Origin of the sequence: Rahnella sp. WP5, assembly GCF_000745615.1 — a bacterium.
GTDB classification, from domain to species: Bacteria; Pseudomonadota; Gammaproteobacteria; order Enterobacterales; family Enterobacteriaceae; genus Rahnella; species Rahnella aceris.
The window spans coordinates 210,586-231,981 of record NZ_JQJR01000008.1 but is presented as its reverse complement, the minus strand read 5'-3'; the positions used below and the strand labels follow the sequence as shown (position 1 = coordinate 231,981).

Annotated in this window: 18 protein-coding genes; 7 read left to right on the top strand and 11 right to left on the bottom strand. The window is 53.5% G+C overall.

The annotated features are described in order from the left end of the window. Positions 1-42: 42 nt before the first annotated feature. A complete protein-coding gene (glgX, locus tag EX31_RS07170) occupies positions 43-2,325 on the bottom strand; it encodes a glycogen debranching protein GlgX (protein ID WP_037034048.1) in 2,283 nt (760 codons plus the stop codon). Positions 2,326-2,537: 212 nt separating this feature from the next. Here glgX and EX31_RS07165 point away from each other — a divergent pair, with 212 nt between their 5' ends. Continuing rightward, entirely contained in the window at positions 2,538-3,482 is a 945-nt protein-coding gene (locus EX31_RS07165) for a 2-hydroxyacid dehydrogenase (protein ID WP_037034047.1), read from the top strand. Between the two features lie 192 nt (positions 3,483-3,674). Continuing rightward, complete coding sequence (gene cbl / locus EX31_RS07160; protein WP_013575556.1) at positions 3,675-4,628, top strand: HTH-type transcriptional regulator Cbl; 954 nt, start codon at positions 3,675-3,677, stop codon at positions 4,626-4,628. A 138-nt stretch (positions 4,629-4,766) separates the two neighbouring features. Here cbl and EX31_RS07155 read toward each other — a convergent pair whose 3' ends face one another. Beyond that, positions 4,767-6,710, bottom strand: a complete 1,944-nt coding sequence (locus EX31_RS07155) for an exoribonuclease II (protein WP_037034046.1) — start codon at positions 6,708-6,710, stop codon at positions 4,767-4,769. 149 nt (positions 6,711-6,859) lie between these two features. Further along, positions 6,860-9,166 carry an FdhF/YdeP family oxidoreductase gene (locus EX31_RS07150; protein WP_037034045.1) on the bottom strand — a complete coding sequence of 769 codons (2,307 nt, stop codon included), beginning with the start codon at positions 9,164-9,166 and terminating at the stop codon, positions 6,860-6,862. Positions 9,167-9,624: 458 nt separating this feature from the next. Between EX31_RS07150 and EX31_RS07145 the strand changes: the two genes are divergently transcribed. After that, positions 9,625-10,794 carry a serine hydrolase gene (locus EX31_RS07145; RefSeq protein ID WP_037034044.1) on the top strand — a complete coding sequence of 390 codons (1,170 nt, stop codon included), beginning with the start codon at positions 9,625-9,627 and terminating at the stop codon, positions 10,792-10,794. Positions 10,795-11,048: 254 nt separating this feature from the next. Beyond that, positions 11,049-12,308 carry an oxalate/formate MFS antiporter gene (gene oxlT, locus EX31_RS07140; RefSeq protein ID WP_037034043.1) on the top strand — a complete coding sequence of 420 codons (1,260 nt, stop codon included), beginning with the start codon at positions 11,049-11,051 and terminating at the stop codon, positions 12,306-12,308. A gap of 108 nt (positions 12,309-12,416) precedes the next feature. Here oxlT and EX31_RS07135 read toward each other — a convergent pair whose 3' ends face one another. The 4 genes from EX31_RS07135 to EX31_RS07120 form a co-directional block, all read right to left on the bottom strand. Further along, on the bottom strand, positions 12,417-12,644 hold the full coding sequence (locus EX31_RS07135) for a hypothetical protein (RefSeq protein ID WP_013575551.1): 228 nt from the start codon (positions 12,642-12,644) through the stop codon (positions 12,417-12,419). A 182-nt stretch (positions 12,645-12,826) separates the two neighbouring features. After that, complete coding sequence (locus tag EX31_RS07130; protein WP_037034041.1) at positions 12,827-13,765, bottom strand: ABC transporter substrate-binding protein; 939 nt, start codon at positions 13,763-13,765, stop codon at positions 12,827-12,829. A 9-nt stretch (positions 13,766-13,774) separates the two neighbouring features. After that, the gene (locus tag EX31_RS07125) at positions 13,775-14,872 is read right to left on the bottom strand and encodes an LLM class flavin-dependent oxidoreductase (RefSeq protein WP_037034040.1); all 1,098 of its coding nucleotides are present in this window, start codon (positions 14,870-14,872) and stop codon (positions 13,775-13,777) included. A 200-nt stretch (positions 14,873-15,072) separates the two neighbouring features. Then, complete coding sequence (locus EX31_RS07120; RefSeq protein ID WP_013575547.1) at positions 15,073-15,966, bottom strand: LysR family transcriptional regulator; 894 nt, start codon at positions 15,964-15,966, stop codon at positions 15,073-15,075. Positions 15,967-16,153: 187 nt separating this feature from the next. Between EX31_RS07120 and EX31_RS07115 the strand changes: the two genes are divergently transcribed. Further along, a complete protein-coding gene (locus tag EX31_RS07115) occupies positions 16,154-16,759 on the top strand; it encodes a cysteine dioxygenase family protein (protein WP_015689937.1) in 606 nt (201 codons plus the stop codon). After that, a complete protein-coding gene (locus EX31_RS07110) occupies positions 16,752-18,371 on the top strand; it encodes a rhodanese-like domain-containing protein (protein WP_037034039.1) in 1,620 nt (539 codons plus the stop codon). Before EX31_RS07115 ends, EX31_RS07110 begins: the two co-directional genes overlap by 8 nt. A gap of 44 nt (positions 18,372-18,415) precedes the next feature. On the opposite strand, the gene EX31_RS07105 is transcribed toward EX31_RS07110, so the two are convergent. The 3 genes from EX31_RS07105 to EX31_RS07095 form a co-directional block, all read right to left on the bottom strand. Further along, entirely contained in the window at positions 18,416-18,682 is a 267-nt protein-coding gene (locus tag EX31_RS07105) for a YjbD family protein (protein ID WP_013575544.1), read from the bottom strand. A 318-nt stretch (positions 18,683-19,000) separates the two neighbouring features. Continuing rightward, positions 19,001-19,294: a DUF1161 domain-containing protein gene (locus EX31_RS07100; protein WP_037034038.1), complete on the bottom strand. Its 294-nt coding sequence runs from the start codon at positions 19,292-19,294 to the stop codon at positions 19,001-19,003. A gap of 52 nt (positions 19,295-19,346) precedes the next feature. Beyond that, positions 19,347-19,715, bottom strand: coding sequence for a DUF1283 family protein (locus EX31_RS07095; protein ID WP_037034037.1), 369 nt, complete (start codon positions 19,713-19,715; stop codon positions 19,347-19,349). Positions 19,716-19,847: 132 nt separating this feature from the next. Here EX31_RS07095 and EX31_RS07090 point away from each other — a divergent pair, with 132 nt between their 5' ends. After that, entirely contained in the window at positions 19,848-20,174 is a 327-nt protein-coding gene (locus EX31_RS07090; protein WP_015689934.1) for a YnfA family protein, read from the top strand. A 4-nt stretch (positions 20,175-20,178) separates the two neighbouring features. Here the strand turns inward: EX31_RS07090 and EX31_RS07085 are convergent, their stop codons facing one another. Further along, positions 20,179-21,084 (bottom strand): LysR family transcriptional regulator, encoded by a 906-nt coding sequence (locus tag EX31_RS07085; RefSeq protein WP_037034035.1) that lies wholly within the window; start codon positions 21,082-21,084, stop codon positions 20,179-20,181. Positions 21,085-21,396 lie beyond the last annotated feature (312 nt).

Below are 21,396 nucleotides of genomic sequence, written 5' to 3'. Positions count from 1 at the left end.
TCGCTGCTTCAGATCCTCCTTATCTGAAGCAGCGTCAAAGCCTTAGTGTTTCGCGGTGCTGATCAGCTCGAATAACACGACAGTGCGGGAGGTGCAGACGTACTCGCGGCCAAACTCAAAGTTGTGCTCGTTGATGTCGTCCGGCTGGAAGGTATCGAAAATATGTCGCCAGCTTTCACCGTGCGCCACCGAAGGCAAGGTGAACACCACGTCTTCGTGTGACGCGTTGAACAACAGCAACACGGTGCTGAGTGAGCCCTGGCGAACCAGACCGGTGGGCTGGGCGCGCCCGTCAAGCAGCATCGCAATGCATTTGGCATGCGGATCTTTCCATGCCGCATCCGTCATTTCCGGCCCCTGTGGCTGGAACCAACTGACATCTTTCACTCCCAGTTTTTCATGCAATGCGCCCGTCAGGAAACGTCCGCGATGCAATATCGGGAAGCGCTTACGCAGGGCAATGAGCCGGTAGGTGAATAGCAACAACGACTGACCTTTGTCTCCAATATCCCAGTTCACCCAGGCAATCTCTGTGTCCTGACAATAGGCGTTGTTATTGCCGTTTTGCGAGCGGCCAAATTCATCACCCGCAAGCAGCATCGGCGTTCCCTGAGAAAGCAGTAACGTCGCCAGCATATTACGCATTTGCCTCAGCCGCAGTTCATTGATGGCCGGATCGTCAGTCGGGCCTTCCACACCATAGTTGGCCGAAATATTGTTATCGCTGCCATCCTTGCCGTCTTCGCCGTTCGCCTCGTTGTGTTTACTGGCATACGACACCCAGTCATTGAGCGTGAAACCATCATGGGCAGTAATAAAATTCACGGAAGCATAAGGCTTGCGGCCCCGGTGATTAAACAGATCTGCTGAACCGGAAAGCCGTGTGACAAACTGCGCCAGTTGGCCCTCGTCGCCACGCCAGAATTTGCGCACCGTGTCGCGGAACCGGTCGTTCCATTCCATCCAGCCCGGTGGGAAGCCGCCCACCTGATAGCCGCCGGGACCGCAATCCCAGGGTTCGGCGATCAGTTTGCACTGACTGAGGATCGGATCCTGACGGCAGGTGTCGAGAAAACCGCAGCCCTCATCAAAGCCATAGCTTTCACGTCCGAGGATCGTCGCCAGATCAAAGCGGAAACCATCGACCTGCATCTCGGTTGCCCAGTATCTCAGCGAGTCTGTGACCATCTGTAATACGCGCGGATGACTGAGATTGAGCGTATTACCGGTACCGGTATCGTTAATGTAATAACGCTTATTGTCCGGCATCAGCCGGTAATAGCTGGCGTTATCGATACCTTTAAAAGACAGCGTCGGACCCAGCTCGTTACCTTCAGCGGTATGGTTGTAAACGACATCCAGAATGACCTCAATACCCGCAGCGTGCAGGGTGGCGATCATTTGTTTGAATTCGTTGACGGTATGCGTTGCCATATATTGCGGATGCGGCGCAAAGAAACTCAGCGTGTTGTAGCCCCAGAAATTATGCAGACCTTTATCCTGCAAATGCCGGTCATCGGTGAAAGCATGGACCGGCATCAGCTCGACAGACGTGACCCCGAGAGAACGGATATAGTCCACGATATGCGGCGTGCTCATGCCGGAAAACGTGCCGCGCAAATGCTCAGGTACTGCCGGATGGCGCATGGTATAGCCGCGTACATGCGTCTCATAAATCAGGGTTTTTTCCCAGGGGATATGTCTTTTACGTGAACGGGCCCACGAGAATGCCGGATCAATCACCCGGCATTTAGGCAAAAACGGTGCGCTGTCACTGTTATCGATGTGCAAATCTTTCTTTGGGCTTTGCAGGTCATAGGCAAACAGAGCATCGTCCCATTTCAGTTCGCCGACAATCTGCTTGGCGTAAGGGTCGAGCAGTAACTTGGCGGGATTAAACCGGTGACCATCGTGCGGCGCATAGGGACCATGCACGCGATAGGCATACAGCAGGCCAGGACGGGCATCCGGCAGATAACCATGCCAGACTTCATCGGTATATTCCGGCAGTTCGATCACATCATATTGCTCGCCGTCTTCGTTAAAAAGACACAGTTCTACCTTGGTGGCATTGGCTGAAAACAGTGCGAAATTTACGCCAAGCCCGTCCCAGGTCGCCCCCAGAGGCACCGGCAGTCCTTCGCGTACCCGTGTGGTGTGTCCGGAATCGAAACTGCGCACAATTTCACCGTCGCTGTAAGGCTCGATAATACGTACGCCAAACTCATCTACTGCAATATCAACCTGTAAATGTGCCGGAAGGGTGCGGATTGCTTCCGTTGTTACGGCAGGTTTACTTATCTTGCTGGATCGGGCCTTTGCCATACTTGACGTCACTCCGTTTCAGGGAAATCTGACAAAAATTGCCGAAAAGGGCCGTCTGCGTTCACGCGGACGATAACAACGAGTGTAGACCGGACTTCGTAACTTCTCCCGTAAACCGCCGAAAAGCTGTACAAGAGGAAGGGCTTCGTCGATAGTGAAAGCGAAAAAGCTAGCCTGCTAGTTATTGTCTGACTTTATCCAGAGGAATCTCCATGACCATCGCGTTGCTCAGCCATGTTGAACTTGATGCTGGCTATCCTGACCGGTTCGAAGCGGCCGGTTTTACTCTCTTTTTTGCGACGACGCCTGAACAACGTGCGAACCTTGATCCGCAGATTGCTCAGCAAATCCGTGCGGTATTAACCATTGGCAGCATCGGACTAAGTGCAACTGAAATGGACGCGTTACCGGCGCTGGAAATCATTTGTGCACAGGGTGTAGGGTTTGAACATATTGATGTCGCGGCTGCAAAACAGCGAGGTATTCATGTCACGAATGGCCCCGGCACCAATAACGCTTCTGTCGCTGACCATACACTGGCGCTGATGCTGGCGGTCACGCGGAAAATCCCGCAGTTTGATGCCGCTGTACGTACGGGAGAATGGAAAAAAACGCGCTGGAATACGCCGGGAATGGCGGGTAAACGTCTGGGAATTATCGGGCTGGGAAATATCGGCGCACTGATCGCACGACGTGCAGCGGGCGGGTTCGATATGGCGATCGGTTATCACAACCGGCGTTCGCTGGAAGACAGCCCGTACCGTTATTTCCTCACCATCACTGAGCTGGCCGAGTGGGCTGATTATCTCGTGGTGGCGACGCCGGGTGGCAAAAATACCGCCAGGCTGGTGGATGACAATATTCTGCGCGCGCTGGGGCCGGAAGGGTTTTTGATTAATATTGCGCGGGGAAGTGTGGTGGACAGCGCCGCGCTGATTGCCAGCCTGCACAATAACGAAATCGCCGGTGCTGCACTGGATGTGGTGGACGGCGAGCCGCAGGTGCCGGCGGAAATGTTCACGCTGGATAATCTGGTGATCACGCCGCACGTCGCGGGGCGTTCGCCGGAATCAGTAGAAAATATGCTGGCCCTGGTGTTATCAAATCTTGAGGCGCATTTTGGCGGCAAACCGGTCATGACGCCGGTGCCTGAGTAAGCCGCTGATTGTTACCGTTCTGCTGAGAATGCTTTAAAAACGCTGCTTGCCAGCGTTTTTTTATGGCAGCCAAAAAACAGACACCTGATTTCTATAGTCGTAAAAAGCATAAGTAACCGCTTTTTCTTATTTGTCTGGTATAGCAACAGATCGTAACAATAGGGTTTTCGGCAAGCAAAGAGGCAGACAGCGGTGAACTTTCAACAACTCAAAATTATACGGGAATCAGCGCGATGCAATTACAACCTGACCGAAGTATCGAACATGCTGTTCACGTCGCAGTCAGGTGTCAGCCGTCATATCCGCGAGCTGGAAGATGAGCTGGGCGTTGAGATATTTATCCGTCGTGGAAAGCGCTTACTGGGGCTGACTGAGCCGGGTAAAGAGTTGCTGGCAGTGGCCGAGAGAATTCTCAATGAGGCGCAGAATATCCGCCGTCTTGCGGATGTTTTCTCTAAAGAAGACGCGGGCGTGCTGACCATCGCCACCACTCACACTCAGGCGCGTTACAGTTTGCCTAAAGTCATCAAAGCCTTCCGTGCAATTTATCCGGGTGTACGCCTCGAGTTGCATCAGGGCTCGCCACAGGAAGTGCTGACAATGCTGCTGAGCGGGCAGGCGGATGTCGCCATCGCCAGCGAAAAGCTGATGAATGACCCGTCAGTCGCCGCGTTTCCTTATTACCGCTGGCATCACGCAATTGTCGTACCGCAAGGGCATCCGCTGACGTTGCAACACCCGCTGACGTTACAACATCTGAGCGAACAACCGCTGATCACCTATCGTCAGGGTATCACTGGCCGTTCCCGTCTCGATGAAGCTTTCAGCCGTGCCGCGCTGACCGCCGATATCGTGCTGAGTGCGCAGGATTCTGATGTGATTAAAACCTACGTCGAGCTGGGGTTGGGCGTGGGCATCCTGGCAGATAAGGCATTTGAAGCCGCCCGTGATACCGGCCTGCAGTTGATCAATGCGGAGCATTTATTCGAAGCCAATACGGTCTGGCTGGGACTGAAGAAAGCGCAATTGCAGAGAAACTACGTATGGCGGTTTATCGAGTTGTGTAATCCGGGGCTTTCTGTGAATGAGATCAAAGAGAAGGTATTTGCGACGGGCGGCGAGCCGGTGATTGACTATCAGATCTGAGGGGCAAGCTTTTCGTTCCTCCCCCTGCGAAGGGGGATGCTGGGAGGGAGTTGACAGAGCACTTTCCCAGCAATGCCTGTTTACGACATAAAAAAACCGGTCCTGAGACCGGTTTTTTACCTTCGCTAAAAGCGAAACCTAGACTGCCGGTTTGGCGATCACATTGCGGTTTTCCATGCGAACTTCAGCAATGTTCACCTCAATAATGTCGCTCTGGCGGTAGGCCACTTCGCCTTTAATCAGGACAGTACCGGTATCGGCGCTGCACACCAGTTCGTCGCGCACGCTGTGCAGGAACGGAGCAGGGATGAACGCCACGGCACCGATATCTTGCAGACGTATGCGCAGGCCGCCGCGGGTGACATCGATAATTTCAGCACTGAATTTAACGTCAGTGCCGACTTTATCTTCCAGGTAACGGGCATACAACCAGTCACCGACATCGCGCTCGGCCATGCGGTTGGCACGACGGCGTTCTGCCAGTTGAATGGTCATGTCGTCCTGAGGTTTTTCAGCAGACTGTTGCAGGATCATCGCTTTCAGCAAACGGTGGTTCACCATGTCGCCGTATTTACGGATAGGTGATGTCCAGGTCGCATAAGCTTCCAGCCCCAGACCGAAGTGCGGCCCCGGAGTGGTGCTGATTTCTGCAAAGGTCTGGAAACGACGGATGCGACTGTCGAGGAACTGGGTTGGCAATGCATCAAGCTTACGGCGCAGAGCGCAGAAGCCCGGCAGGGTCAGCAGTTCTTCAGCGTTGGCTTCAACGTCATTGGCCTGCAGCACGGTGACCGCGTTTTCCACCAGCAGAGGATCAAAACCGGTATGCACGTTATAAACGCCGAAACCGAGGCTGTCGCGCAAGGCGATAGCGGCACAGACGTTGGCGGCAATCATCGATTCTTCAACGATGCGGTTAGCAATGCGGCGATGCTCGGCGATGATTTCAAGCACGTTACCTTTCTCACCCAGCACGAAGCGGTAATCAGGACGGTCTTTAAATACCAGTGCATGTTCGGTACGCCATGCACTGCGCACGTCACAGACGCGTTTGAGCAGGCGGATCTGTGAGGCGATCACCTCGCTGGCCGGTTGCCATTCGCTTTTCTCATCCGCTTCCAGCCAGTCAGACACGTCGTCATAAGCCAGTTTGGCTTTCGACTCGATAGTCGCCGCGAAGAAACGAATGTCGCTGCCCAGTGAGCCATCTGCGCCTACTGTGACAGAACACGCCAGAACCGGACGGCTGACGTCCGGCCACAGGGAACAGATATCATCGGACAATTCACGCGGTAGCATCGGGATGTTGAAGCCCGGCAGATAGTTGGTGAATGCGCGTTTTTTCGCAATATTGTCCAGCTCGCTGCCTTCGCTGACGTAAGCCGTCGGGTCAGCAATTGCGACAGTCATTTGCAGGGTGCCGTCGCCGTTGTCTTTCACATACAGCGCGTCATCCATGTCCTGCGTACTGCCGCTGTCGATAGTGACAAATGGCAGGGCGGTCAGGTCTTCGCGGGTCAGGCCTTCATCGCGCAGTTCGGCAATGTCAGATTTCGGCGCTTCACGTTCAAGGTTATGACGTGCCAGCGTGACCCACCACGGCGCAAGATCGTCGGCGCCGGTGGTGATCCATTCGGTGATTTCAGCCTGGAAGCTGTGGTCGCCTTCTTTCAGCGGGTGACGGCGCATTTCAGCCACACACCAGTCGCCATCACTCACTTCATGATTGATGTTGCGGGCAACGCGGCACTGAATAGCATCACGTAATAAAGGATGATCCGGAATGATAGAAAGACGGTCGTCTTTCTTCGTTACGCGGCCAACAAAACGGCTGAGAAAAGGTTCAACCAATGTTTCCGGCTGGACGACTTCACGCTCTTTTTCGGTTTGCAGGGAAGCGATAACGCGATCCCCGTGCATGACTTTTTTCATGTACGGAGGCGGAATGAAATAGCTTTTTTGGCCGTCTACTTCAAGAAAGCCAAAGCCTTTCTCAGTGCCTTTTACGATGCCTTCGACACGCGGAGTCTGAGAGTGAAGTTGCTGTTTTAGCTGCGCGAGCAGCGGGTTATCTTGAAACATATCGTCCAGAGAATTGGGGGTTAATGTGGCTCGATTAGCGGCAGACAGTTTTACGCGATCTGACCCCTTCGGGCAAGCGGCATCTGCCCCTTTCGCCTCATAACCCTGAAGCGAAAGGGGAGATTTGCGCGATGTCGCGCAAGTACGACTTAGGCGATACGTTGCAGGTCCACTTTTTGTTCGCAGCGACGGATAGTCACCGGTACGGCTTTGGAGGTCGGGGTGTGAGTCTGGTCACCAAAACTGGACATCGGCACCAGCGGGTTGGTTTCCGGATAATAAGCCGCCAGGTTACCGCGTGGAATATCGTAGCTGACCAGTTTGAAACCGGTCACTTTGCGCTCAATACCGTCGTTCCACAGCGTTTCGATTTCCACCAGTTCACCGTCTTTCAGGCCCAAGTCCGCCAGATCCTGCGGGTGAATGAACAACACTTCACGCTGACCGTAAACGCCACGGTAACGGTCATCGAGGCCATAAATGGTGGTGTTGTACTGGTCGTGAGAACGTAACGTTTGCAGGGTGAACGGCGCATTCTGGTCGCCCATCGGGATCAGTACTTCAGGCAACGGTGATGCACTGAAATTGGCCTTGCCACTCAGGGTGTTGAATTTCAGCTCTGCTGCCGCATTACCGAGATAGAAACCGCCTTTGATATCGCAGCGCGCATTGAAATCCCGAAAGCCCGGAATGGTGGCTTCAATATGATCGCGGATAAGATTGTAATCGTCAGCCAGCGCCATCCAGTCGAGGTATTTATCACCCAGAACCGCATTGGCGATACCGCAGACAATCGCGGTTTCAGAACGCTGTTCTTTGGATAACGGAATGCCTACGCCTTCGGAGGCATGTACCATGCTAAAGGAGTCTTCAACGGTGATGAACTGCGAACCGGTCGCCTGCATATCCAGTTCGGTACGGCCCAGCGTCGGCAGGATCAGCGCTTCTGCACCCGGCGTCAGGTGCGTACGGTTCAGTTTGGTGCTGATCTGAACAGACAAATCCAGATTGCTTAGCGCCTGTTCTGTACGCGGAGTATCCGGTGCCGCCGCCGCCAGATTACCGCCAAGGCAGATCAGGACTTTGGCTTCTTTACGCAGCATGGCTTCCAGCGCTTCAACGGTGTTATGGCCCGGGACACGCGGTGGTGTGAATTTGAAGTGGCTTTCCATCGCATCGAGCAACGCTTTTGGCGCTTTCTCATCGATACCCATGGTGCGGTTACCCTGCACGTTGCTGTGACCGCGAACCGGACACAACCCGGCGCCAGGTTTGCCAAGCTGACCAAATAACAGTTGCAGGTTGGTGATTTCACGCACGGTCGGCACAGAGTGTTTATGCTGCGTCACGCCCATCGCCCAGGTACAAATCACCCGTTCGGCGTTCATATAAATGCTTGCCGCTTCGCGCAAGTCCTGTTTACTCAGACCTGACTGTTCAGTAATTTTTTCCCAGCTGGTGGCATCGACCACGGCCAGATACTCATCGACACCGGCACAGTTTGCCGCGATAAATTCTTCATCGAACAGGGAAGGCTGACCGGAAGCAATACGTTCGCGGTGTGTCTGCAATAACGCTTTAACGATACCGCGCACGGCAGCCATGTCGCCGCCAAGGTTTGGCTGATAATAGGCTGCGCTGATACGACCGGCTTTCGGTGTGACCACTTCCAGCGGTTTTTGCGGATCGGCAAAACGTTCCAGACCCCGTTCACGCAGGGTATTAAAGCTGACCACTTTTGCCCCCCGGTCAGACGCATGACGCAGACTGTGCAGCATTCGCGGGTGGTTGGTGCCCGGGTTCTGGCCGAAGACGAAAATGGCGTCTGCTTTCTCAAAATCATCCAGACGGATAGTGCCTTTACCGACGCCGATGCTTTGCTTCAGGCCCACGCCGCTGGCTTCGTGACACATGTTAGAACAGTCAGGGAAGTTATTGGTCCCGAACATACGGCCGAACACCTGATACAGATAAGAGGCTTCGTTACTGGCACGCCCGGAGGTGTAGAAATCTGCCTGATCGGGACTTTCCAGCCCGTTAAGATGGCTGGCGATCAGTGAGAATGCGGCATCCCAGCTGATAGGCTCGTAATGATCGGTGGTGCGGTTGTAACGCATCGGATGGGTAAGACGCCCCTGATATTCCAGGAAATAATCGCTCTGTGCACGCAGCTTACTCACACTGTGTTGAGCAAAGAACTCAGGTTCGACGGCTTTGCGGGTGGCTTCCCAGCTGACGGCTTTCGCACCGTTTTCACAGAAGCTGAACGTGCTGTGATTATCGTCTCCCCAGGCACAGCCCGGACAGTCAAAACCGCGACCTTTGTTAACACGCATCAGGTTACGCAGGTTAGAAAGGACCTTCTTACTGTCGAAGACGAAACGGGTGGTGGATTCCAGTGCACCCCAGCCGCCGGCCGCGCCGTGGTAGGGTTTGATCTCAGTTTTGAATTTCATAGTTATGCTTCGCAGGTGGTTTTTGTCTTGTCTGTGAACAAACCGGATGATGAGTTGTTAACCGGATTGTTAATTTTATGTCACAAGTTTAGGAGTGGGTGACAAGAACGTCTAATCGAATGCTGTGATGGAGCGATAGAAATCCTCTATCGCAGGGAAATATCGGGGAATAACGGAAATTCCCCGTAAGGAAAGGGGCGCACCACGGTATTTCATCCCTGTTGAAAACAGCGGGTTGTGATAATAAAACCTGATTGCAGGCTCAGTGGCGGATGTTGGTGGAAATTAACGCAAGTTGTAACAGAACCGTTTCACTATGAAATGGTTAGCAAAAGACTAAGGGTTTTTCTGCAGGGGGTTTTAGTGCAACCTATGCCGCAGATTTTATCCCATAGGTTTTTGATATATTGCCGAGTTTAATAATACCCCGGCAATATGGCGTGTTTAAGGAAGATTCAGTGAAACGTAGTGTAATGAGTGTTTTATCTTGTGTATTGATGTTCTCCGCAGGCAGTGCGAAAGCTATCGCGCCACTGGATTTCCCTGTCGTGCCGCCAAGCATTGACGCCGCTTCTTTTGTGCTGATGGATTATGCCAGCGGTGATGTGCTGGCCGCCGGCAACCCGGATGAACGCCGTAACCCGGCCAGCCTGACCAAACTGATGACAGGTTATGTCATTGACCGCGCGTTAGATCATAAAAAAATCACCATGGATGATGTGGTGACGGTACCGCAGGAAGCCTGGGTCGCTGGCAATAAAAGTCTGGCCGGTTCTTCACTGATGTTTCTAAAGCCAGGTGACCATGTCACCGTCCGTGACCTGATCCGCGGCATCATCATTACTTCCGGTAATGACGCCTGCGTGGCCATGGCCGATTATGTGGCGGGCAGCCAGGATTCATTCGTAGGAATGATGAATCAGTACGTGGTGAGCATGGGGCTGACCAACACCCATTTCGAGACTGTGCATGGCCTGGACGCGCCGGGGCAATACACCACCTCTTACGATCTGGCGAAACTTTCCCGCGCCATTATCGGCGGGGAACCTGAGGAATATCATATGTATGCTGAAAAATCGCTGACGTATGACAACATCACTCAGCAGAACCGTAACGGCCTGTTGTGGGATAAAAACCTGCAGGTTGATGGCCTGAAAACAGGTCACACCGAAAGCGCCGGTTTCAACATTATTGCCTCTGCGACGCAGGGCGACCGTCGTCTGATCGCCGTCGTGATGGGCGGTAAAAGCTCAAAAGGCCGCGAAGAACAGGCGCGCAAACTGCTGACCTGGGGTTTCCGCGAATATACCAGTAAACAGATTTTCAAAGCTGATCAGACCGTTTCCAGCGAACATGTCTGGTTTGGTGCTAATGCACAGGTGAAGGTCGGTTCACTGAGTGATGTCTTTATCAGCGTGCCGCAGGCCGATGCCGATAAACTGAAAGCCCAGTACGTGCTGACCCGTCCGCAGATTGACGCGCCGCTGAAGAAAGGTCAGGAGCTCGGCAGTATTAATATCGTAGATAACGGCAAAGTCATCAAAACCGTACCGCTGGTGGCACTGGAAGATGTCGCAGAAGGCGGGATCATCAGCCGTGCGATTGATTACGTGAAACTGAAAATCTAACGTCTGTTCCGCTGGTCAAAACGCCAAAAGAGCCTGCCCGAAAAGCAGGCTCTTTTTTTTTGCATGCTGCACCACAGTTGACCATTCTGCGGCACCGGGGCGACATCTTTATTCCTCCCCGTCGGACAGGGCAGGTGTAATTACCTGAAAATCCCATCAAATCAATGTGGCATGTTTGTTGCTGAGAACTTATTTCTTGCTAGCAATGTTAAAAATCTTTGGCTGGCGTTGACAGGAAATAAGGGAGACGACGAATGACAACATTGAATATGCCCATGACAATCGCGGCCAGCGCACGGTGGCGGCAGTTAGTTCTGGGGCTGATTTGCATGGCGGCGATTTCCAGTCCGCAATATGTCTGGACTCTGCTGACTAAACCGCTCGCGCTTAAACTGGGGGTTCCGCTGGCAGAGTTACAGGTTACGTTCTCGCTACTGATAATTCTGCAAACCTTCTTTTCTCCTTTTCAGGGCAGCCTGATTGAACGTTTTGGCCCGCGGAAACTGATTTCAATCGGCACGCTGTTATCAGGGTTCAGTTGGGTACTGGCGTCACAAGTCAGCAGTATTACCGGCCTTTATCTGGTCTATGGCTGCATCGGCGGACTGGGTACCGGCATTGTTTATGTCGGTGTCGTCGGGTTGATGGTGCGCTGGTTCCCGCATAAACGTGGCTTTGCGGCGGGAATGGTGGCTGCCGGATACGGAATGGGGGCGATTCTGACCACGTTCCCTGTTTCGACGTCACTGACCAGTCGCGGGCTGGAAAGTACGTTGATTATCTTTGGCGTTATTTTCGCCGTCATTGGTTTTCTGGCCAGCCAGGGATTACGGCTGCCGCCGTCGCTCAGCGAGCGTCAGGATGTGCCGGTCATGGTGACGGAAGGCAAACAGTACCGTCCGAAACAAATGCTCAGACAGCCTCTGTTCTGGCTGATGTTTTTCATGATGGCGATGATGTCGACTTCAGGGCTGATGGTCACCTCGCAAATGGCGGTGTTTGCCCATGATTTTGGTATCACCGAAGCGGTGGTGTTTGGCATGGCTGCGTTGCCGCTGGCACTGACCATTGACCGTTTTACCAACGGGCTGACACGCCCGCTGTTCGGTTTTATTTCGGATAAATTTGGTCGTGAGCAGACGATGTTTATCGCATTTGCGCTGGAAGGCTGTGCGATGATTTTGTGGCTGATGTGCCGCGACAATGCTGTGTTGTTTGTTCTGCTGTCCGGCGTGGTGTTTTTTGGCTGGGGAGAAATTTTTTCCTTGTTCCCGTCAACGCTGACCGACACCTTTGGCAGTCAGAATGCCACTGCTAATTATGGCTGGTTGTATATGTCGCAGGGCATAGGATCCATTTTTGGCGGCCCGCTTGCGGCACTGATTTATCAGCACACGGGCGGATGGAACGTTGTATTCACCTGCGCCATCACGCTGGATTTTGTCACCGCCATTCTGGCGCTCTGGGTACTGAAACCCTGGCGTGCCCGTTTTATGCAGGCAGCCCGTGACTGAATAATCCTAAACTAGCGGGGTCTGGAGACGTTGTCACAGAGGAATGTTAACAAGCTGTAATTCAGGTAAAAGCAGCGGGGCGACCGGCTCACGGACGCCCCGAACGGCCTAAAACACTTTCGAAGAAAAATCCGTTTTCACTTCGCTTTCAATGTAGGTATTTAAACCCCAACCGGCGCGCGCCAGTTCCTTCATTTTTTCGAGATGTTCGGGGCCAGGATGGCGGATATCGTAGAGATAAACGTGATTGTTCTTGAAGCGGATTTTGATCGAGTTGGCATCAATCTGGAAGCTGACAACCTGTGAATCACCGCTTTTGTTGGCGTAATTTTCCATGCTGCATCCTGTTAGCTAAGCCTGATTTCGGGCGACATCTTCTATTAACCACGTCCGGACTTTTCTTGCAGGGCGACAGTTCACAGTTTCTTCAACTCGCTGAAAACTTAGCTTATCTGTGTACATCACTCCCCAGTTTTTCGGGAAGTGATGGAACAGGGGGGCATTACGCTTCTTCGCGATTATTTCAGCAGGAACGAATGATCAAAGGTGCCGCTGACATTCAGCGCGACGGGCAATAATCCCTGCGCGTGATAGAAATCAGCTGTTTGCTGTTGCTGCGTCTCGGTTGCGGCATCTATCGGCTGCCAGTAGGATTTACGACGCTCGAACCCCAGCTTTGCGGCATCCAGCGGGAAGCCGATGATTTTCGCCAGTTTTTCGCTGTACGCATCCAGATTTTTATACGCCCATATCTGTGCATCGCTCAGGCGCTGCAGATAGTCAGCGATGGCCTCGCGTTTAGCTTTATCTTTCAGCGCCGTATCCGTCGCGGCAAGGAAGCTGTTACCCGACCACAAGCCGCGGCCATTTACGACCACACGCAGATGATCCTGAGTCTCAGCGAAGGCGGTGTAGGGTTCCCACGTTGCCCAGACATCCACTGAACCTTGCGTCAGAGCCAGCTTCGCATCGCTTGGCGGCAGGAAGCGGAACGTGACGTCTTTGGCGCTCAGTCCGGCAGAGGCGAGGGCTTTCAGCGCGACAAAATGTCCGATGGAACCGCGGTTGGTCGCGATACTTTTGCCTTTCAGATCCGCGGCGCTTTTGACCGGGCTGTCCGCTTTCACCAGCAGCGCGGTGCCGTAGGCGTCTGACTTATCCACGGCGATGGCTTTTACCTGCGCACCGGCGGCCTGTGCAAATAACAGCGGCGCATCACCGATAATGCCCACATCTACCGCCTGTGCATTCAGCGCTTCTGCCAGCGGCGCAGCAGCCGGAAACTCTGACCATTCAATTTTATAGGGCAGCTTATCCAGCTTATTTGCCGCTTCCAGCTGTGCCCGCATGTTGCCTTTCTGATCGGCGACCCGCAGGGTAATTTGTTCGGCATTTGTGGCGAACACAGCGCCGGTCAGCGTGACCAGCAGCAGAAGATTTCTCACATTCAGTCGCATCGGGTTTCCTTAACTCAGGGCAGTAACGGCGGTGTGTTTTCGGGCTTCCCGCGCAGCGATTTTCTGCTTCGTCAGCGGGATCAGACTCTTACCGTATTCGACGGCGTCATTCAGCGGATCAAAGCCGCGGATCAGGAAAGTGGTGATGCCCAGATCGTAATATTTCAGCAGTGCATCGGAGACCTGTTCCGGCGTACCGACCAGGGCCGTAGAGTTGGAACCGCCGCCAGTCAGCCCGGCGATGCCGGTCCACAGGCAGGAATCGAGACGATCGCCTTGCGCGACGGCTTTCAGTAAACGCTGAGCTCCCACGCTTTGGGGTTTGGCTGCCAGCACCTGACCTTTCTCAGCTTGCAGGGCGGTGGCTTTAGTGAGAATTTCATCCGCTTTCGCCCAGGCTTCTTCTTCTGTTTTGCCGAGGATAGGGCGGAAGGAAATACTGAAGTTAATATCCCGGTTGTGTTTTGCCGCAGAGGCTTTTACCGCTTCCACCGTTTCTGCCGCACTGGCCAGCGGCTCGCCCCATAACGCAAACACATCCGCCTGTTTACCTGCAACACGGATGGCATCATCGGAAGATCCGCCGAAAAATACCGGCAGTTTTTTCTGACACGGCTTAATGGCAGAGAAAGCATTTTCCGCCTGATAAAATTCACCCTGATGGTCAAAACCGGTTTCTGAATACCAGCTCTGTTTCAGTACATCGATGTATTCATCCGTGCGCTGATAGCGGCCGGATTTCGCCACATAATCACCGTCACGGCGTTGTTCCGCATCGCTGCCACCGCTGATGATATGCACTGCCACGCGACCATCCAGCAGGTGGTCGAGGGTCGCCAGCTTACGGGCGGCGAGGGTCGGCGCGACGAATCCCGGCCGGTGAGCCAGAAGAAAATGAATGCGGGAAGTGCTGGCCCCGGCGTGCGCGGTGACCAGAAAAGCATCGGGCTGGTCGGAGGCATAGGCCACCAGAATGCGGTCAAAGCCAGCATCTTCATGGGCTTTGGCGAAATCGGAAATGTATTTTTTATCGAAAATCGGGCCGGTCGGTGGGATGATTTCAGAAGCCAGACGGTGTCCGATCATACCAATAAATTGCACGCTCATAGGCTGTCACTCCTCGGGATGAGGCCAGCGGATGAAGGTCTGCGCTGGCAGGAGTTATCACCATAAACGGCAACTTACTATGTGAGAAATTCATTATCTTCATAAGCTAATATAAAAAATGTGCATGAACCGGTGTTGCTTTGGGCATCGCGCCCAGGGGGTTGACCTTAATGCCAGTCCGGATGGCAATCCCATAATCACTACCTGCCACAATCCAACCCGTTAGCAATCGCGGCGGCAAACGCATCAATCGCCGGTACCTGACTCGCAGGAACGTTGGGATAAATCAGCCACAACTGGCTGCGGGGGGCGAAATCTTTCAGGTCATACAGCGCCAGTTCAGGGCGCAGTGCATGTTTTTCTACCAGCGCACGCGGCATCAGCCCCAGGCCGCGCCCTTCAGCAATCAGGGATAATTGTAAGGTCGTGCCAAACGCCTCAAGATTGATGAGCAAAGGTAAACCCTGTTCAGTCAGCGCACGCTGCAGGGCGGCGCGGAAACCACAGCCATGCGGATTGAGGATCCACCCGTGCTGATAACAATCTTCCAGACGTTGTGGCAAAGCCTGCGGTGCTTTCGGGCCGACAACCACTAAATCGACCGTACCCAGCGGCTGGTTTTCGACACCCTCCGGGAATTGCTTACTGGCAGGGAACAGCACGACCGCGGCTTCCAGTTCCTGCTGCTGTATCCGTAACAATAATTCGTCGCCCCAGCCGCTGGAAAGTCGCGGCTGGATTTGCGGAAATTGCGCAGACAGGGTTTTCAGGGCAGGCAACAGACTGCTTTCGCTCAGGCTTTGTGGCACGGCAAGGCGCAGAAGGCCGGAAGGTGGACTGTCGGCGGCAACCAAATCACTGAGCGCATCCACCTCACGCAAGATATGACGGCATTGCTGATAAACACGGTTGCCCATCAGCGTGGGTTTCAGGGGTTTGGTCTGGCGGTTCAGCAGCGGAATGCCCAGCGATTCTTCAAAATTTTGTACCCGACGGGTAATTGCCGGCTGTGTCAGCCCCAGCTCATCGGCAGCAAGCCGGGTAGATTGCAGGCGGATAACGGCGACAAAAGCAGTCAGGTCTTCAATTTTCATAGGTACTCAGCGTCAGAATTAACGTAAAAACGGATGCCGGCAGGATAAAACAATTTTCACGCGGACGCTGGATCCTGATGCACATTTTTATGTGTGATTTGCATATTAGCTTATCCATAAAATGAATTTTGCTTGGATCATGGCGATGCTAACCTGTCGGAAACAGTGATGAAGTATGAGGAAAGTGATGACGACTTTACAGCTCGCGCCGCTGAGACAATTTCTGGCGGACTTCACCCGGCTGGTGCAGGAACCGCACGGTCAGACGCAAATACTGGCGCAGGGAAGCGAACTGCTGACCCGTCTTATCGGCGAAGATAACTGGCTGCCGGAGGAGTTTGCGCAGCCTCATCCTGAACATTATCAGCAATATCTCTTGTACGCCGATCCGCTGTCGCGTTTTTCTGTGGTGAGTTTTGTCTGGGGCCCGGGGCAGAAAACACCGGTGCATGACCATCGTGTCTGGGGGCTGATAGGTATGCTGCGCGGTGCAGAAGTCAGCCAGAATTATACCCGCCACCCCGACGGAACGCTGCAACCGGAAGGAAATCCCATTACGCTGCACGTTGGCGACGTCGGGAAAATCTCCCCCGATCAGCTGGATATCCACCAGGTCAGCAATTTTTTCAAGGATCAGGTCTCGGTCAGCATTCACGTTTACGGCGGCAATATCGGTGCGGTTTCACGGGCGGTTTATCTGCCAGACGGCACCGGGAAAACCTTTATTTCCGGCTACTCCAGCCCGCACCTTCCCAATATCTGGGACCTGTCAAAAGAGAGAAATCATGACTGATTCATATTCACTGCCTTTGCGCCATTTTTCTGAACTCCGCGAGGCGTTGCTCGAAGGACAGGATGTGGCGCTGGTTGACCTGCGTGAAGAAGCGGCCTTTGCCACCGGACATCCCTTATTTGCTGCCAATCTGGCTTTGTCTAAACTCGAACTGGAAGTGCTGGATCGCATACCAAACCGTCTGACGGCTATTACGTTGTATGACAACGGTGAATTTTATGACGTGCAGCGCGGCGAGCGTAAAACCATGCGTGCGGCTCAATTGCTGAAATCGCTGGGGTATCAGAATATCGCGTTGCTGGCCGGTGATCTGGCTGGCTGGAAAGAAGCGGGCGGTGAGATATTTATTGATGTGAACGCGCCCAGTAAAGCCTTCGGGGAATGGGTTGAACATCATTACGAGACACCGTCCCTGAGTGCGGAACAGGTGCTGGCATTGCAACAGCAGGGGGCAAACATTGCTGTGCTGGATGTGCGCCGTTTTGATGAATACCAGGTGATGAGTATTCCGGGCGGCGTGAGCGTACCGGGAGGCGAACTTGTGCTGCGCCTGAAAGATGTGGTGCCTGATGACCACACGCAGGTGATCATCAATTGTGCGGGGCGTACCCGCAGCATTATCGGCGCGCAATCTCTGATTAATGCCGGATTTACGCAGCCGGTGTCTGCATTGCGTAACGGTACGATTGGCTGGACGCTGGCGGGGCAGGCACTGTCGCACCTGCAACATAAACAGTTTCCGGCACTGAGTGAAGCCTCACGCAGGGTTGCGCTGAAAGGCGCGCAAACTCTGGCTTTACGCGCGGGCGTACGTTCAGTGACGTTGTCACAATTACGTGACTGGCAACAGGATGATTCCCGCACGTTATACGTGTTTGACGTGCGCACGGCAGAAGAGTTTCGTGCCGGGCATCTGGCAGGCACGCGACACGTTCCCGGTGGCCAGTTGGTTCAGGAAACCGATCACTATGCCAGCGTTCGTGGTGCGCGAATAGTGCTGGTGGATAATGATGGTGTGCGTGCGCGCATGGCGGCCTCATGGCTGGCACAGATGAACTGGGAAGTGTATATCGCCGAAGTGAGGGCTGAAGATCTGACTGAACAAGGCGACTGGAAAGCCCGGGTTGCGCCCGCACCGGCTGTGGAATCTGTCAAACCGGAACAACTGCTGAACTGGCTGAGTGAGGGCAATACCGGCATTCTCGATCTCACCACCAGCGCGAATTTCCGTAACCGGCGCATTCCGGGTGCGGTCTGGACAACACGGGGCAATATCCCGCAAATTATTGCCTTACAACCGCAGAAAGCGCGTTGGGTTGTCACCTGCACCAGCGGTTTGCTGGCTCGTTACGCTGTCACGGAAGTGGCCGGATTAACCGGCAAACCCGTTTATTTGCTGGAAAAAGGCACGGTGGGCTGGATCGATCACGGGTTGCTGCTTGAGCGGGGGGATTCTGTTTATCTGGACGACGCGCAAGACAGATATCGTCGTCCGTACGAAGGCACGGATGTCAGCCCGCAGGCGATGCAGGATTATCTGGACTGGGAATACGGGCTGGTCGGGCAGTTGGAAAAAGACGGAACGCACGGTTTCAGATTACTGGAAGCCTGAGGGCTGAGGCCTCTGCGTGAGGAACGCAGAGGTTCAGTTAACGTTTAACGACGACCACGCGGATGAGTGCGGGCTGTCCAGTCGTATGTTGCAGAAGTGCTTGGAACGGCTTTATTACGGCGCTTTTCGGCCCGCGCTTTCGCAGCGACTTTTTCTTTTTCTGCCATCAACGTATCGATGTAGTCATCTTTAATCCGGTTATTTTCCGAATTCGTCAGCTCACGGCCCTGTGCTTTACGGGCTCTGTCCAGCAGTGTTTTTAACTCACGCTGTTCGCTTTCCGTCATATCTTGTTGGGTCAGTCTTTTCATTTTTACCGCATCCTGTGAGGAAAGTGGCTACCATTGTAGTCGAAATGGTGGCAGGAGTCGCTGCAACTCATCACCTTACTTGTTTTGTTTTTTTAAAAGGCAGTTTTTCAGAAAGCTTGCTGAACGGAGCGGCAGCGTGTGTTGAAAACGTGAAGGGAGATCCGGGAGGGAAAAAGCACTTTTCTCTCCCGGTGGTTTCGGTGCGAAGATCGTATGATAACTGTTATTAAGAAACCGAAAGGTTCCCGATCAGGTCATCGGGCTTTCACTGCAAGTGATCAACCGCCGGTGATATCCGCTCCGATATCACCGCAAATATTACTGTGAATCCTGGCTGGTCCCGGTCTTAGGACTTGCCGCTGAACTGTCACCCGCATCGGCGGTTTTGGTATACACAATCTTCTGACTGTCATTGCCGCAGTGGCCCACGACCTGCCCGCCAGTCTGATCGGCCTGATCATTTGGCACGATATCGAGTTTAAACCCTGATTCAGGCAAGCCGTTTGCCACGATTTTCTGGGTAATGTCAGCTTTTACGCTTTCACAGGAAGCCTGTGCCATCAGCGGTGCGAACATAACGACAGCAAGACCCGCTAAGAGTGTCTTTTTCATCATTCATTCCTTTTATGAAAACCAGTGTACTTATGAGTCTAGCAGATAGGATTTACGGAGCCAGTAACTGACGGCCATTACGACGGTCAAGGCAGCGCTCAGTGTTCGGTTCCCAGTACGCATTGATGTTTTGGCTGGCCTGACACTTGTCGCGCAGATCAATCGAATTGTCGTATTTGGAGAAGTCTTTCTCGTTACGCTGGTTTTTCATGGCGCGCAGGCGTTGGGTTTCATTCCATTGCTCTTTGCTCTGACGTGCTTCTTCGTTGGTCATGGCATCATTGCCGGTACCGCCAAAGACACAGGTTCCGCCCGCACAATTGGTGGCCGCGAGTGCAGGCGCCTGCCAGCTGGCGGTTATAGCCAGCAAAGCCACAGGCAGAATGCTGCGGGTCAGTCGGGATTTAAACGTTGTATTCATCAGCTCATCCTTTTAATTTACACATCGCTCAGGCGAATAATTGCATTATAACATCCGGCCGAATGACGTCACCCTTTGCCGGTAAACTGGTTGATATCTTATTGAACTTCGGACTGTAAACCTGGCCCAATTATGCTCAAAACGTCTTTACTGTTCTTTGCGACCGCACTGGCAGAAATCATTGGCTGCTTTTTACCTTATCTCTGGCTGCGCAAAGGGGCAAATGTGCTGCTGTTATTGCCTGGGGCGCTCAGCCTGGCGGCGTTTGTCTGGTTGCTGACATTGCATCCGGCGGCAAGCGGCAGGGTGTATGCGGCTTACGGCGGGGTTTATGTCATGACTGCCATGCTGTGGCTGCGGTTTGTCGATGGCGTGAAGCTCAGCGCCACCGACTGGCTGGGCGCATGTGTGGCTCTGGCGGGGATGCTGATCATCATTTCTGGCTGGAAAACGGCGTGAACGGCTATTGCGATAATCTTTCCATCAGCACAATCACTTTCTGAATCACAATTTGCGCCGCGCGGGATAACTGGCGGCGCGGGGCAACGCACAACGCCAGCGTCAGCGGTTTGGCACTGCGGCCCTGAAGCGGCACAAACGCCAGTCGCTTTTCCTGTAAATCTGGCAATACATCTAACAAACTCAGCACGCCGACACCGGCCCCTTTGCGGATAAGTTCGCGCATCATGCGCACGTCATTACAGACGATCGACGGCGTTTCCAGTAACTGATAGCGGTTATACAGCAGTCTGGCGCGGGCATTGACCATCAGCGGTTCGGAGGGAATGATCTGCCGGTAGGAGGCGATGTCGCTGAACGACAACGATTCCTTCTGCGACAGTTTATGGCCCACCGGCATCGCAATCCCGATGGGTAATTCCGCAAAAGCGCGTACTTCCAGCCCGGTATGTTCGACGGGATCGAGCAACAATCCAAAATCCACTTCCGCTGAACTGACCTGTTCGCTGATGTTCCGGCTGTCTTCGATGCGGATATCAAACGTCAGGTAAGGGTGTTCTGCGCCCACGTCGGCAATCAGTTCCGCCACCATCCCTTCGCTGAGAGCGGCAATCATAGAGATGGTGACATGCCCGCGTCGCAGTCCCTGAATTTCATCGAAACGTTCGCGGGTGCGGGAAAATTCTTTCCGCCAGCGGCGAATGTCATCGAATAAAATTTCGCCTGCTGAGGTCAGTTTCAGGCCTGTCGGCAAGCGTTCAAACAGCGGGATTTCCAGCGTTTGTTCAGCCTGCAGGATCTGCCGGTTTATGGCTGAAGCCGAGACGTGCAGCACTTCTGCCGCTTTGCGCAAACTTCCTGTTCGGGCGACTTCGGTAAAATATTGCGAAAAACGGGAGAATGGCGACATGGGTGTACTAATTTATGCAGTGAATAAGTGAGATAACTATTATGGACTGCATCACTCATTTTTCCTAGATTGTGCGATGCCCCTTTGTAAAACAATCACCTCAGGTTGTTTTACAGGCAAAACGGGCAATGACAGGGTTCGTCAAAACACGTTTAAGCTCGCGTGCCGTATTCCACGGGATAATGGTGGGACGAATTGTGGCGTTCGTTCTGCTGGTGCGCGCGCGTGTGTTTTGAAAAACAACACTAATAACAAGCGTGCATTTTTGATCACCAGACTGAAAGTGATCACGCGACCAAGAGATTCCTTCTC

Excerpts from the sequence above, each read along its gene's own strand:
- EX31_RS07165 (WP_037034047.1), top strand. The coding sequence starts at position 2,538 with ATGACCATCGCGTTGCTCAGCCATGTTGAACTTGATGCTGGCTATCCT.
- EX31_RS07095 (WP_037034037.1), bottom strand. The coding sequence starts at position 19,715 with ATGAATACAACGTTTAAATCCCGACTGACCCGCAGCATTCTGCCTGTG.
- EX31_RS07155 (WP_037034046.1), bottom strand. The coding sequence starts at position 6,710 with ATGTTTCAAGATAACCCGCTGCTCGCGCAGCTAAAACAGCAACTTCAC.
- EX31_RS07110 (WP_037034039.1), top strand. The coding sequence starts at position 16,752 with ATGACTGATTCATATTCACTGCCTTTGCGCCATTTTTCTGAACTCCGC.
- EX31_RS07115 (WP_015689937.1), top strand. The coding sequence starts at position 16,154 with ATGACGACTTTACAGCTCGCGCCGCTGAGACAATTTCTGGCGGACTTC.
- EX31_RS07150 (WP_037034045.1), bottom strand. The coding sequence starts at position 9,166 with ATGAAATTCAAAACTGAGATCAAACCCTACCACGGCGCGGCCGGCGGC.
- glgX (WP_037034048.1), bottom strand. The coding sequence starts at position 2,325 with ATGGCAAAGGCCCGATCCAGCAAGATAAGTAAACCTGCCGTAACAACG.
- EX31_RS07090 (WP_015689934.1), top strand. The coding sequence starts at position 19,848 with ATGCTCAAAACGTCTTTACTGTTCTTTGCGACCGCACTGGCAGAAATC.
- EX31_RS07100 (WP_037034038.1), bottom strand. The coding sequence starts at position 19,294 with ATGAAAAAGACACTCTTAGCGGGTCTTGCTGTCGTTATGTTCGCACCG.
- EX31_RS07120 (WP_013575547.1), bottom strand. The coding sequence starts at position 15,966 with ATGAAAATTGAAGACCTGACTGCTTTTGTCGCCGTTATCCGCCTGCAA.
- oxlT (WP_037034043.1), top strand. The coding sequence starts at position 11,049 with ATGACAACATTGAATATGCCCATGACAATCGCGGCCAGCGCACGGTGG.
- EX31_RS07130 (WP_037034041.1), bottom strand. The coding sequence starts at position 13,765 with ATGCGACTGAATGTGAGAAATCTTCTGCTGCTGGTCACGCTGACCGGC.
- EX31_RS07085 (WP_037034035.1), bottom strand. The coding sequence starts at position 21,084 with ATGTCGCCATTCTCCCGTTTTTCGCAATATTTTACCGAAGTCGCCCGA.
- EX31_RS07125 (WP_037034040.1), bottom strand. The coding sequence starts at position 14,872 with ATGAGCGTGCAATTTATTGGTATGATCGGACACCGTCTGGCTTCTGAA.
- EX31_RS07135 (WP_013575551.1), bottom strand. The coding sequence starts at position 12,644 with ATGGAAAATTACGCCAACAAAAGCGGTGATTCACAGGTTGTCAGCTTC.
- EX31_RS07105 (WP_013575544.1), bottom strand. The coding sequence starts at position 18,682 with ATGAAAAGACTGACCCAACAAGATATGACGGAAAGCGAACAGCGTGAG.